Below are 11,844 nucleotides of genomic sequence, written 5' to 3' on the forward strand. Positions count from 1 at the left end.
GGGGAATAGGGAGTGGGGAGTGGGGAGTTGGTATTAGCAAGAAATAAAGTAGACAACAGAGAGACTTATTCAATAATTTTTCCTTGTCCCCCTACTCCCTACTCCCTACTTCCTACTCCCCATCTTCATTTTTCAAACAGCCAATTTCTGACTTTTATCAAATTCTGCCAATCTGGTTTTCTAGTTAAACCATCTTCAATACTATTTTTTATTTCATCACTCCATTCTTCATTGACAAACATTAACTGTTGTGCAATGTCAATGTGTTCTCGCAAACCTTTTTGACCTGTTTCCAGCATTGCTAAGGCAATATTTACTCTAGCCTGTGGATCTTGTGGGTTTAACTTGACTGCCTTCTGTGCAGCTTTGTAAGCCAAATTGGGTTTGTTCTCGAGTAAATATAACCACGCTAAACAAATCCAAGCAGCACTAGTTTTAGGAGCGCGATCGCACACTTCTTTAAACACAGGGATTAAAGATTCTACCGATTCTCCTGCTTTATAGCGTTCTAAACCTGTATCAAACAGGGATTCAACTGTATTAGTCATTGGTCATTGGTCATTAGTCATTGGTCATTAGTCACTTGTACTGAGCCTTGCCGTTGGCGCAGCCTCTCGTAGAGAAGTATTGGTCATTTGCAAAGGACAAAGGACAAATGACAAAGGACAATATTACACCCCAAAGGACTTGCCGCAACCACAAGTTTGGTTGGCATTGGGGTTAGTGAATTGAAAGCCACCGCCAATCATGGCATCGCTATAATCAAGCATTAAGCCGTAGAGATATAATAAACTCTTGCGATCGCTGACAATTTTGAAGCCATCGTAGTCAAAAACTTCATCATGAGGAGTGATCTTGCTGGTGTCTTCAAAGTCCATCATGTAAGACATCCCAGAACAGCCACCCTGACGTACTCCTACCCGTAAGCAGAAGTCTGTTCCTTGCCTGTCCCGGAGGGATTTTACCTGATGCAATGCTGCTTCGCTTAACAAAATACCACGTTGTTGAGCCTGAATTGCTTGTGTCATCTACTTTTTAAACTCCTTAAATTAGTCTAAGTGTTACCCTATGTAGGCTTGTTACCGCCTCCGGGTTGCCATTGGTGTTTTTATATTCATTCTAGCGGCTTAGATATGGCTGGATACCAAATTGTAAACACTTCGCCAAAAGCAGCCAAAGATTTTTATTCTAGAATTGAGGGACTCAGTGGATTTAAAGATTCGGTATTGTTGAAGTTCAAGCCTTACGGCAGCCTGAGAAGTAACCATCCTTCAGGTGCAGCCATAAAAACTTAATCCGAGGCTAGCCATCTCCCAAAGTTTACTTCCAAATTGCTTCTTTTTGATTAACTTACTCTATGACAAGTTTTAATCGCTCTACCAGTCGTCGGTTGAAGAAATTAACTCAAATTCCTTCTATATGGGAGGGCGATCGCCGTCCGTTATCATCGTCACCAAACCAGTACTCAGATTCAGAGGCAAAGGGAGAATGCATTCTTTGGGTAGATTACTCCCAAGGTGTGGTTCGGGGAATGGACGTGGTAGCTTCAGATATCGGACCAGAAGCAATAGTTCGCACTTTAATGCGAGCAATGGAGCATCCACACAGTCCGGCAAGACCTGCCAGACCCCAAAGAATTGTAGTCAGAGACCGTGAGATCCAATTTTATTTGCGGGGGGTGCTGCAAGATTTGGATATCGCCATTGACTACGCACCAGAACTGCCTTTAATTAATGAACTGTTTCGTGGGTTCGCCGACATTCTCGATAGTCAAACCCCCGACTTACCCCCACAGTATGCCCAAATCTTGCGAGAGAAAGCATTTGCCATTTGGCAAGCAGCACCTTGGGAATTTTTGGAAGAACAGCAAATTTTTTCAATCGAGATTAATAAGTGGGATGTTGGTACACTCTACGCTTCAGTCATGGGAATGCTGGGAATGGAGTATGGAATTTTGTTTTATCGCTCAGAAGAGTCTTTAAAAAGGTTTCGCGCCGCAGTTTTAACAGATGATAAATCAACCGAGCATCTAGAAGAAGCGTTCCTCAAGCAAGATTGCCTGTTTCTCACCTTTGAGAGTGCTGACGAAACCGATGAAGATGAGGATGAAAAAGGTGATTTGGTGGATCTGCCATTATCAGAAATTGACCCTACTTTCGGTAATATCCACCCCTTAGAAGGACTACGGTCTGTTTTGTATGACGAAGAAGCACTTGTAATCTTCGTTGCGATGGAAAGCCTGAGCCGCTTTATTCGCGATCACTGTCGCCAACTTCATGAGGACATCTTTCCTATCCTTAGCCGTCGCTATCGCATCTCTCTGCCGCAGTCGGAAGAATCAACTAAATCTACGGCTGTGACAGTTTCTACGATGCCGCAGTTAGCAGCAGAATTAGAGGAAATGGCAGGTTTTGGTGTCGATGATCAGGAGATTGAAAGCCTTGGCTCCCCAAAGTTCCAATCATTGCAAGATGACTTGATACCAGAAGACTCTTTCCTCAGCTTAGGTGTGGTGTCCTGGGAAATGCTGGAGTACTTACGCAAGGGGGTCAGCTACCACAAAGCTGGTGAAATCAAACAAGTGGGTGATGGTTTGCCGGTGATTTTAGTTCAAACTTCCCGGCCCAAGGCTAAGACTGTAATTGAAAGAATGGAAGCAGCAGGCGGACTGAGAGCAATTTGCTTTAATCCAGGTACTGACTCCTTCGATGGCGATCGCTATGACCTAGGTTTATTACAAACTCAAAATGGCGAATTGTTTCTATTCGGTGAATTTTTAGATGAAGATCCAATTCATGTAGAAGCCCGGAAAAAATGGAATCAGCGATGTAAAAATACTAAGGGCTACTGTGGCTTAATCATTGCCAAAGGATTAATGGGAGCTTCCCGTGCCAATCCTCAGTTACGAGATATGATGGCTTTGTTTGAAGCGCGATCGCTTTCACCTAAAGATTTAGGTATTGGCACTCTCCAACTGATGCCCTAACTTAAAATTGAATAGTTGCACGAATCGCTGTAATCCTCAATGTCACATTGGGAGTGTGAGAAATTAAGTCGATGTTTATTTGATTTGTATATTAACCGAAACTACATTTCAAAGGGGAAAGGAAGAAGGCTTAAAACTTAAAGCCTTACCCGCTTATATTTATTCTTTTTCCTGTTTCATCTGCGTACTCTTAGGGCGCGGTACTTTCCAATGCACGTCATGTATAGCAACGGACAGGAAGCTTAGGACAACAATCAATTCACAATTATTTGCTCACTTTTAATTGATTATTCACGACCTCCATAGACCATTGGAATCCGGCTGTAAACCAGTATTTCCCCATATAATGATTCTAAAGCTTTATTTCCTAGTGTTATGCCAGATGTTCTCTAAAAGCGGGTTTAGCGAACTTGGTTAAGAGAGAAGGTCAAATGCTTTCGATGGAGAATAATTTTGGAAATATTGATTTAGTCAACAGATAGGTGTCTCAAATTCATTTATAAAATTTCATTGTCAGGCTTCACTCATGCTGTTAGTGGGGTTATTACCTTCAAAAGCAACTACTTGCTTTTTTACTGTCACAATGGTAACAAATAAAGTTTAGTTTTTTGATTTCTTTAGAAAATTATAAATACTTTAAACAAAAGGAAAATTTTTAATATTAATGGTATTATTTGTTTCCTGAGACAAACTCTGATAATCTTATCAGTGCTATCTTTACTTAGACCCTTTCGACGATCTTAAATATACAGCAAAGAGCATGATAGTGACAAATAAAAAATGGGCTGTTAAACGTATAACAGTCAATCTCGCAACACAGGAAGCGGAAAAACTAGAAAAATATTGTCAACAAACAGGTAGACCCGCAACCGATGTGATTCGTGAACTGATTAGAAGTTTGCCTGTTTGCGACGACAGCAAAGATGGAAACAGGTAAGAAGATGCTTTCATAACTTATTCAGATAACTGCTTTGCCACCAAAAAATAGCCATAATACTTTTTTGAGTCCGCTGCTATGGACAAAAATTTGTCTAACTGATCGAGACGCGATTTTTCTCGCGTCTGGTCATTTGCCGGGACTAAAAGAAGTGATCAAAGAGGTTTTAGTATCGACATTGCCATGCTTTGAAATGCTGGTGGAGTTGATGTTAAGTAGCAAATTCCGACACCAATCCAGTTACAATCTGTAAAGAAGCTGAAAAGGAACGACGGAATGCGCGTTGCAATCGTAGGTGCGGGACTGGCTGGACTAGCAACCGCAGTAGATCTAGCTGATGCTGGTTGTGAAATAGAGATTTTTGAATCTCGTCCGTTTGTGGGTGGTAAAGTTGGCAGTTGGGTTGATGAAGATGGCAACCATCTAGAAATGGGGCTGCATGTATTTTTCGGGTGCTACTACCAACTATTTGACTTGATGAAAAAAGTGGGGGTGTTAGAAAACTTACGCCTCAAGGAACATACCCACACTTTTATTAATAAAGGGGGGCGCACTGGTGCTTTGGATTTTCGCTTTCTTACGGGTGCGCCTTTCAATGGCTTAAAGGCATTTTTCACTACTTCTCAACTATCGTTGCAGGATAAACTGCAAAATGCGATCGCTTTGGGTACTAGTCCGATAGTTCGCGGATTAGTAGACTTTAATGGGGCGATGAAAACAATCCGTAAATTAGATAGAATTAGCTTTGCCGACTGGTTCCGCAGTCACGGCGGAAGTAATGGCAGCATCAAGCGCTTATGGAATCCCATCGCCTACGCATTGGGATTCATTGACTGCGAAAATATGTCTGCCCGTTGTATGTTAACGATATTCCAGTTATTTGCAGTTAGAACTGAAGCTTCAGTTTTGCGAATGCTGGAAGGTTCTCCATCTGAATATTTGCACAAGCCTATTCTAGAATATTTAGAAGTTAGAGGCACCAAAGTTTATACGCGTCGGCAAGTTCGGGAAATTCAGTTTACTGAGTCAGACGAACAAACTCACGTCACTGGTATAGTAGTTGCCCAAGGTGATAAAGTGGAAACTATTACTGCTGATGCTTACGTCTTTGCCTGTGATGTTCCAGGAATTCAACGCATCCTACCCCATGAGTGGCGTAAGTGGTCGGAATTTGACAATATTTACAAATTGGATGCAGTGCCAGTGGCTACAGTGCAGTTACGCTTCGACGGTTGGGTAACGGAACTGAACGATGGAGAGGAACGTAAACAGCTTAATCACGCGGCTGGAATCGATAATTTACTGTATACAGCCGATGCTGACTTTTCTTGTTTTGCCGATTTGGCGTTGACTAGCCCTGCTGATTATTATCGCCCAGGACAGGGTTCATTGTTACAGCTAGTGCTGACACCGGGAGATCCGTTTATTGCTCAAAGTAATGAAGCGATCGCACACCATGTCCTCAAGCAAGTCCATGAACTGTTTCCCTCGTCGCGGGAGCTAAATATGACTTGGTACAGTGTGGTAAAACTTGCTCAGTCTCTCTACCGAGAAGCGCCAGGGATGGATGCGTACCGTCCTAACCAAAAAACACCAGTAGATAATTTCTTCCTTGCAGGGAGTTATACTCAGCAAGATTACATCGACAGCATGGAAGGAGCTACTATTTCTGGACGGCGTGCAGCAAAAGTGATTTTGGAGACTTTGAAGAAATAACGTAAACGTAAAGCGGCTTACCGCAGGCTACCGCAAAGGAAGCGTAAACACGAAGTTGCTTTAGGGCGCGAAGGAAGAACAAAGAATGTCAGATTGGTTAGAGCATACTGTGCACGTAGAAGTAGACGCTCCTATAGATTTAGTATGGAGCCTTTGGGCTGATTTAGAGCAAATGCCCCGATGGATGAAGTGGATTGATTCGGTGAAAATTCCGCCAGACAATCCAGATATATCTATTTGGAAATTAAAAACTGGCGGTTTGGAATTTACTTGGAAATCTCGAATTCTCAAAGTTATTCCCAACCAAATTATCGAATGGGAATCGATTGATGGTTTGCCCAATCAGGGAGCGATTCGCTTTTACGATCGCCACGGTGGTAGCGTTGTCAAAATGACCATTTCCTACGCCATCCCCGGCATTATTGGCAAAATTATGGATAACTTGTTTTTGGGGCGGATAGTTGAATCAACGATTCAAGCTGATTTAGAAAGGTTTAAAGAATATGCGCTGAATGTTAAAGCTAATTGATATAGATAAAAACAGGCAGTAGGAAACAATCTGTAAAAGTTTCTTGCTGCCTGAGGGGAAAAGATGGATTTTTTAAGGATTGGAGGAGGTGCAACCAAGCATTATTATTGGTTGATTGGAGCTTGTTAAACCTTAAAAATTGATTTTTTTCAATTACTAGAAGTAGGATCGAATTTTCCTGGATTCATCTTTTTCATGAAATTTACAACTTCAACGAATTCATCTCTGTCTTCTGCTTCCCCAAAAATTCTTAACAAGAAAACAGATTCATTTTTATAATCGGGTGGATAGATTCCTTTTGGGAAAACATCAGGAGGACAGCTTCCTTTTGGGAAAACATTTTTTTCTATCTCCAGCACTTTTATACGCAACTTCCTTTTTTTATCATTTATATTCCAATTAAGCCAAAAGAATTCATTTTGTGTTAGTCCAGGGTCAAAGTTATATGTTGCCACAGTCCAAAATATAGGCTGTTGATTGACAGTGAGCAGTGAAGTAATCTCAATTAGACAGATAAACATAACACTATATTTAATCTCCAAACATATTATTACTTATTTAATCGGTTACTTTTTCAAAACCAATATAACCTTCTAATAATTCTAGCTTAATGTCTTCAAAGCCTTCATTTTCCAATAGCTTTATTAGGTTTGCATTATCGCTAATACCGTATAATGATGAGTATCTTTCAGTAATGATAGTATAAGTGCATCTACCATTATAAAGCTGTTTATTTTTTATCAATCCATGTTCTAAACCTACTTCACTAAAGTTTGTAGTGCTTGAAAACCAAATAGGAACAAATTTTGCCATGACTTGTTTATACTCAGGTAATATCCGGGGAGAAATAGTTGCCTGAATTTCTTCACCTATTTTTTGTTCAGTTAGTCTAAGCTCATAATTCTTTTGTAAATTCATCCACAACTCGGCACCAGTACCAAATCATTGCCCTAATCGTAATGCCGTGTCAGCAGTAATTGCCCGTTCACCATTAATTATTTCAGTAATACGATTTGTTGGTACATGAAGGATACGTGCTAACTCACTTGCGCTCATCTGCAATTCATGGAGGTCATCAACAAGAATTTTTCCAGGATGGATGGGTGGTCGTCCCATGTGATTCTCCTTTAAGGATGATAGTCTGTAATTTCGGACATTACCAAGTTGGGTCACTAAATAAATTAATCGTCAATTCCTCACGTGGCGGTACTGCGGTGATACAAGCGCGGATGATTTCTCCATCCTCTAATTCGACGGTGCAAGCGTGACAAGACCCCATGAGACAACCGGTGGGAATAAATACCCCAGCCCGGTCTGCTACATCTAATAGGGCTTCTCCCACTTCGGCATCTACTGTGACATCATCTGGTAAAAAGCGGACACAAACAATCATCAGATAATAATTCGTAATTCGTAATTCGTAATTCGTAATTCAGACAGACTCAAAGCAAACAATCGATCCTTTTTGAATTTTCGATCAGAGTCTAGCTTAAGACAAAAATGGAGTTAAGTCTAAATGACTTTCAACTTCAGTCGCTAGAGAGTCCAAAATCTGCTCTCGCTGTTCCCGGTAGTTAGCAACACCTGTGGGCAAAGATTTTAAACCTCGCTGTTGACGGAGGCGATTTAACCAAGCCCGTCGCCAAGGGCCGTTGTCAAAAATTCCGTGGAGATAAGTACCCCACACTGATTGACAATTATCCACTAACCCTAAATTAATATCGTCAAATAGGGCATGGTAAGATTTGGGGTCTATCCCTTGCTGTTCAATACGCGATCGCCCTTGGTGAATTTCAAAACCATTGACTGGCAAGCCCTGTTGCGGATAATTCGAGCTAACTTGGCGCTGGCGGGCTACTTTTTGTCCTGTAATTACAGTTCTGATCGGTAAAAGATTCAACCCCTGATACCTGCCAGCCTGTCCCTCTATCCCTTCTGGATCAGCGATGATTTGACCAAGCATTTGATAGCCACCGCAGATACCTAAAACCGTTCCACCAGAAGCAGCATAGTGTTGGATAGCTTCTGCCATACCACTTTTTTGCAGCAGTAGCAAATCAGCAATTGTGGTCTTTGTCCCTGGGAGAATCACGGCATCAGGATGTCCTAAATCTTGTTTAGGACTGAGATATTTTAGTGAAACTGTGCTTTCTGATTCTAGTGGGTCAAAGTCGGTGAAGTTGGCAATTCTTGGTAAGCGGATGACGGCAATGTTGAGGTCAGTTTGAGCTTTATTCGACGATGATTGACGTTCTAGCAGATCAAGGGAGTCTTCTGCTGGAAACACTTCTTGTAAGTAGGGTATAACACCGACAACAGGGATACCTGTGCGTTCTTCTAACCATTTTATCCCCGGATCTAAGAGCGATCGCTGTCCTCGAAACTTATTAATTACTACACCCTTAATTAGAGCGCGTTCATCTGGTTCCAATAACTCTAAGGTTCCAACGACATGGGCAAAAGCACCACCCCGCTCAATATCTACCACTAACATGGTTGGCGCGTTTAAATATTTTGCCACCCGCATATTAGTTAAGTCTCGGTGCTTAAGGTTAATCTCCGCTGGACTACCGGCACCTTCACAAACCACTATGTCAAATTCCGTTCCTAAATGCTGTAGCGATTCTTCAATTGTCCGCCACCCAAGTTCAAAATATTGCTCGTAGTAATCTGCGGCACTCACTTTGCCTACAGACCTGCCTTTAATAATTACTTGGGAGGTCATATCCCCTTGTGGTTTAAGCAAAATTGGGTTCATTTCTACCCAAGGTATGACTCCTGCGGCCCAAGCTTGGACTGCTTGGGCATAGCCAATTTCTCCACCACTAGAAGTCACATAAGCATTTAAAGCCATATTTTGACCTTTAAAGGGAGCCACCCGCCACCCACGCCGCGACAAAATACGACAAATAGCTGTAGTTAAAAGTGATTTCCCTGCGTGGGATGTTGTCCCCACTACCATAATTGATTTCATAGTCACTATCAGTTAATTTTTCAAGATACAGGGTGAATTTTTAGGAGTGAACAGTTATATGACAATCCGTTCATCAGTTTAAAAACAGGGGAAGCAGGGGAGCAGGGGAAGCAGGGGAAGCAGGGGAAGAAGAACCAATACACTATGCCCTATACTCAGTGTCCAATGCCACCACCATCACAAATTTCAATTTCATGATTATGGTAAAGACTTCACGAATAGATGTGATGTTTCCGTATATATTGTTCCCTTTGATTGCCTAATCCTAACTCTTTGGTTTTCTATTCTAAAAGGGTATCCGCAACCAACGAATCACAGCATCTAAGAAACGATCGCGCCATGAAGGAGTCCGCCAATTTTTTCCCTGATATTGTTCCACTAACTGGCGTCCCAAGGGAGTGAGGCGAAAACTATCTGTAATTCCCTGTCCATCGACTTCTCGCCGCAATACACCCACTTGGATTAGCCAGCCTAAGCCGTTGTCACATGCTAATTCTGATAAGGGACGTTTAGTATAGCCTTGCTTGAGTCCATTTTCTAGAGCGATCGCAGTTAATGACACACTCTGGTGTCCCATAACTTCAAATAAAGATAGATTAAAGGGTGAACACACTAGCGATCGCTCGGCTCTTTCGACTGTGCTTCGAGGATAGACAAAAATATTTGGGTTTTGGGAATCAACAGCAGGCATTGTGTATAGGTATAGATTTTTCTTCTAATAAAGATTAATTTAAAAGTATATTTTTTATGACACCAGCTACCTTATATAAGCAAAATTGGTGACTTAAAGTATAGTTATGCTATTTTTTAGTAATTATATTTAATCATTATAAATTAATGTAAAATTTCAAGTGCATCAACAATCTGAAACAGGAAAGGTTAATTATGCCTCTAGCAGTTGGTACGGATGCACCTGCATTTACCGCCAAAGATACAAACGGCAACACAGTCTCGTTATCTGATTTTGCCGGAAAGACGGTCGTTTTGTATTTTTACCCCAAAGATGACACGCCAGGCTGCACCAAACAAGCCTGTAGTTTTCGGGATGCTCAACCTGAATATCAAAGTAAAGACGTTGTGGTGTTGGGAGTCAGTGCCGATGATGAAGTCTCCCATCAGGCATTCACCTCAAAATATAATTTGAATTTTCCCCTACTGGCTGACACTGACAAATCTCTCATCAAAGCTTTTGATGTGGACAAGCGCGTTACCTACGTGATTGACCCCACCGGGAAAATTAGCCATGTTGACGCTAATGTAAATACCAGTACCCATGCTAGCGATATTTTAGCTGCACTTGGGCTGTAGTTTTTTACCTGATAACTAAGGATTTTTGAAAGAGTCTCACCCCAAACCTTAGAAGGCTTGGGGTTTTTTATTTGAATTCAGTTACCTGATGGCGGCGTAACTGATTGTGGTACAACCAATGGCAAGCTAGGGGTTGATTGTTGACCTTGAATTAGTTTTTGTTGCCTTGCTTTAAAGGCGGCGGCGGCGGAGTCGAGTTGTTCGTTCTGTTGTTCAGAATTCCAGTTGAAACTCCCGAAATTTGCCTGATGAATCAGGTCAAACATATTGAAATTATCTGAATTCGTGCGGGAAAACGGATCGGTATTTTGGTCTGTTGTACCACCACTGGGAAAAGCATCAGTCGAACCGACTTGAGCCGAACTGGGTTGAGCTATGAGCAAGGAAGCAAAGCTAACTCCCGCTACGGTAGCCACAAAGAGTCTAGTAATTTGTAAAAATGGTTTTTTCATGGGGATTTGACCCTAAAATTGCTCGATTTTATCTTAAGCAAGAGTCCGACGCAGTTGAGGTTGAATACTCAGTAAGGCGACAAGGGCAAAGCTAAACAACACTAACAACGCTCCTCCAAAGGTAACATTTCCCCAAGGAGCCTGCATCACTACACTACTTAATCCCCAATTACTGTGGAGATAGAGATAGCGAATGGGTTCGATCGCATAGGTGAGAGGATTCAAGGTAGCCACAACCTGCAACCACTGAGGCATGAAGGATAGAGGAGCCAAAGCAGTACTAGCAAACAATAATGGCAGGTTAGTAACAAAAATTACTGCGATTAGTTCAATGTGACCGGGTAGGGCAAAAGCCAAGCCGAGGGAGATGGCTGTCACACCTAAAGCTAAGAGGAGGACAATTAAAGCGATCGCACTTAATCCTACTGCATCTGGTAGTCCAGCCCCCAAGAACGCCGCCGCCGTTACAATCACCGCAGCTTGCAGCAAACTTTGGCTGATGATGAAGATTGCCGAAGCAAAGACAATGGAAAACCGCGATGCTAGAGGTGCAACCAGCAAACGATTAAAAAAGCCAAACTCGCGATCAAACATTACGGGTAAACCAGCATTCAGCGCTCCAGCAAAGGCTGTAAACACAATTATGCCAGCAGCCAAAAATTGACCGTAATTTGTTGTGTTGCCAAATATACCCTTGGGAGCATTTTGGAACAAAGCTCCAAATAGCACTAACCACATCACCGGCTGAATAATTCCGGCAACCAAGGATGAGGGACGGCGTTGCAACTGAATAAACAAGCGACGAGTTAAAGCCAACGTCTCTTGTACCAATTCACCGAAAAAGTTAGGTGCAGCATTAGCGTCAACTTGTGGTAGTGTCGCTGGCTGCCAATTGATATCAGATTTAGGAGTAACGCTCATAATTAATTGGGGAGTGGGGAG

Annotated in this window: 16 protein-coding genes; 6 read left to right on the top strand and 10 right to left on the bottom strand. The window is 42.1% G+C overall.

What is annotated here, in order from left to right:
* Positions 1-125 precede the first annotated feature (125 nt).
* Both F8S12_RS18640 and F8S12_RS18645 read right to left on the bottom strand, forming a co-directional pair.
* The gene (locus F8S12_RS18640; protein WP_196517622.1) at positions 126-548 is read right to left on the bottom strand and encodes a tetratricopeptide repeat protein; all 423 of its coding nucleotides are present in this window, start codon (positions 546-548) and stop codon (positions 126-128) included.
* Between the two features lie 123 nt (positions 549-671).
* Positions 672-1,028, bottom strand: a complete 357-nt coding sequence (locus F8S12_RS18645; RefSeq protein WP_196517623.1) for an iron-sulfur cluster assembly accessory protein — start codon at positions 1,026-1,028, stop codon at positions 672-674.
* Between the two features lie 105 nt (positions 1,029-1,133).
* Between F8S12_RS18645 and F8S12_RS18650 the strand changes: the two genes are divergently transcribed.
* From F8S12_RS18650 to F8S12_RS18670, 5 genes are all read left to right on the top strand, one after another.
* The gene (locus F8S12_RS18650; RefSeq protein WP_196517624.1) at positions 1,134-1,295 is read left to right on the top strand and encodes a hypothetical protein; all 162 of its coding nucleotides are present in this window, start codon (positions 1,134-1,136) and stop codon (positions 1,293-1,295) included.
* A gap of 62 nt (positions 1,296-1,357) precedes the next feature.
* Positions 1,358-2,986: a DUF6930 domain-containing protein gene (locus F8S12_RS18655; protein WP_196517625.1), complete on the top strand. Its 1,629-nt coding sequence runs from the start codon at positions 1,358-1,360 to the stop codon at positions 2,984-2,986.
* 760 nt (positions 2,987-3,746) lie between these two features.
* On the top strand, positions 3,747-3,923 hold the full coding sequence (locus tag F8S12_RS18660) for a CopG family transcriptional regulator (RefSeq protein WP_196517626.1): 177 nt from the start codon (positions 3,747-3,749) through the stop codon (positions 3,921-3,923).
* A gap of 276 nt (positions 3,924-4,199) precedes the next feature.
* Entirely contained in the window at positions 4,200-5,639 is a 1,440-nt protein-coding gene (gene zds / locus F8S12_RS18665) for a 9,9'-di-cis-zeta-carotene desaturase (protein WP_196517627.1), read from the top strand.
* A gap of 85 nt (positions 5,640-5,724) precedes the next feature.
* Positions 5,725-6,168, top strand: a complete 444-nt coding sequence (locus F8S12_RS18670; RefSeq protein WP_196517628.1) for an SRPBCC family protein — start codon at positions 5,725-5,727, stop codon at positions 6,166-6,168.
* Positions 6,169-6,317: 149 nt separating this feature from the next.
* Here F8S12_RS18670 and F8S12_RS18675 read toward each other — a convergent pair whose 3' ends face one another.
* The 6 genes from F8S12_RS18675 to F8S12_RS18700 all read right to left on the bottom strand — a co-directional run bounded on the left by F8S12_RS18675 (position 6,318) and on the right by F8S12_RS18700 (position 9,833).
* Positions 6,318-6,623, bottom strand: coding sequence for a hypothetical protein (locus tag F8S12_RS18675; protein ID WP_196517629.1), 306 nt, complete (start codon positions 6,621-6,623; stop codon positions 6,318-6,320).
* Positions 6,624-6,726: 103 nt separating this feature from the next.
* Positions 6,727-7,086, bottom strand: a complete 360-nt coding sequence (locus F8S12_RS18680) for a hypothetical protein (protein ID WP_196517630.1) — start codon at positions 7,084-7,086, stop codon at positions 6,727-6,729.
* Positions 7,087-7,110: 24 nt separating this feature from the next.
* Positions 7,111-7,284 carry a HigA family addiction module antitoxin gene (locus F8S12_RS18685; RefSeq protein WP_196517631.1) on the bottom strand — a complete coding sequence of 58 codons (174 nt, stop codon included), beginning with the start codon at positions 7,282-7,284 and terminating at the stop codon, positions 7,111-7,113.
* Positions 7,285-7,324: 40 nt separating this feature from the next.
* A complete protein-coding gene (locus tag F8S12_RS18690) occupies positions 7,325-7,561 on the bottom strand; it encodes a 2Fe-2S iron-sulfur cluster-binding protein (protein WP_196517632.1) in 237 nt (78 codons plus the stop codon).
* A 96-nt stretch (positions 7,562-7,657) separates the two neighbouring features.
* On the bottom strand, positions 7,658-9,142 hold the full coding sequence (gene cobQ, locus F8S12_RS18695; protein WP_196517633.1) for a cobyric acid synthase CobQ: 1,485 nt from the start codon (positions 9,140-9,142) through the stop codon (positions 7,658-7,660).
* Positions 9,143-9,428: 286 nt separating this feature from the next.
* Complete coding sequence (locus F8S12_RS18700; RefSeq protein WP_196517634.1) at positions 9,429-9,833, bottom strand: Npun_F0494 family protein; 405 nt, start codon at positions 9,831-9,833, stop codon at positions 9,429-9,431.
* A 194-nt stretch (positions 9,834-10,027) separates the two neighbouring features.
* Here F8S12_RS18700 and F8S12_RS18705 point away from each other — a divergent pair, with 194 nt between their 5' ends.
* Positions 10,028-10,450, top strand: coding sequence for a peroxiredoxin (locus tag F8S12_RS18705; protein ID WP_196517635.1), 423 nt, complete (start codon positions 10,028-10,030; stop codon positions 10,448-10,450).
* A gap of 77 nt (positions 10,451-10,527) precedes the next feature.
* Here F8S12_RS18705 and F8S12_RS18710 read toward each other — a convergent pair whose 3' ends face one another.
* Positions 10,528-10,902 (bottom strand): hypothetical protein, encoded by a 375-nt coding sequence (locus F8S12_RS18710; RefSeq protein ID WP_196517636.1) that lies wholly within the window; start codon positions 10,900-10,902, stop codon positions 10,528-10,530.
* A 33-nt stretch (positions 10,903-10,935) separates the two neighbouring features.
* Complete coding sequence (locus tag F8S12_RS18715) at positions 10,936-11,823, bottom strand: ABC transporter permease (RefSeq protein WP_196517637.1); 888 nt, start codon at positions 11,821-11,823, stop codon at positions 10,936-10,938.
* Positions 11,824-11,844: the final 21 nt, after the last annotated feature.

Origin of the sequence: Nostoc sp. WHI, from assembly GCF_015714725.1 — a bacterium.
Taxonomy (GTDB): domain Bacteria; phylum Cyanobacteriota; class Cyanobacteriia; order Cyanobacteriales; family Nostocaceae; genus Nostoc.

Bases quoted from the DNA above. Each gene is read 5' to 3' on its own strand.
- F8S12_RS18640 (WP_196517622.1), bottom strand. From the start codon at position 548: ATGACTAATACAGTTGAATCCCTGTTTGATACAGGTTTAGAACGCTAT.
- F8S12_RS18645 (WP_196517623.1), bottom strand. From the start codon at position 1,028: ATGACACAAGCAATTCAGGCTCAACAACGTGGTATTTTGTTAAGCGAA.
- F8S12_RS18650 (WP_196517624.1), top strand. From the start codon at position 1,134: ATGGCTGGATACCAAATTGTAAACACTTCGCCAAAAGCAGCCAAAGAT.
- F8S12_RS18655 (WP_196517625.1), top strand. From the start codon at position 1,358: ATGACAAGTTTTAATCGCTCTACCAGTCGTCGGTTGAAGAAATTAACT.
- F8S12_RS18660 (WP_196517626.1), top strand. From the start codon at position 3,747: ATGATAGTGACAAATAAAAAATGGGCTGTTAAACGTATAACAGTCAAT.
- zds (WP_196517627.1), top strand. From the start codon at position 4,200: ATGCGCGTTGCAATCGTAGGTGCGGGACTGGCTGGACTAGCAACCGCA.
- F8S12_RS18670 (WP_196517628.1), top strand. From the start codon at position 5,725: ATGTCAGATTGGTTAGAGCATACTGTGCACGTAGAAGTAGACGCTCCT.
- F8S12_RS18680 (WP_196517630.1), bottom strand. From the start codon at position 7,086: ATGAATTTACAAAAGAATTATGAGCTTAGACTAACTGAACAAAAAATA.
- F8S12_RS18685 (WP_196517631.1), bottom strand. From the start codon at position 7,284: ATGGGACGACCACCCATCCATCCTGGAAAAATTCTTGTTGATGACCTC.
- F8S12_RS18690 (WP_196517632.1), bottom strand. From the start codon at position 7,561: ATGATTGTTTGTGTCCGCTTTTTACCAGATGATGTCACAGTAGATGCC.
- cobQ (WP_196517633.1), bottom strand. From the start codon at position 9,142: ATGAAATCAATTATGGTAGTGGGGACAACATCCCACGCAGGGAAATCA.
- F8S12_RS18700 (WP_196517634.1), bottom strand. From the start codon at position 9,833: ATGCCTGCTGTTGATTCCCAAAACCCAAATATTTTTGTCTATCCTCGA.
- F8S12_RS18705 (WP_196517635.1), top strand. From the start codon at position 10,028: ATGCCTCTAGCAGTTGGTACGGATGCACCTGCATTTACCGCCAAAGAT.
- F8S12_RS18710 (WP_196517636.1), bottom strand. From the start codon at position 10,902: ATGAAAAAACCATTTTTACAAATTACTAGACTCTTTGTGGCTACCGTA.
- F8S12_RS18715 (WP_196517637.1), bottom strand. From the start codon at position 11,823: ATGAGCGTTACTCCTAAATCTGATATCAATTGGCAGCCAGCGACACTA.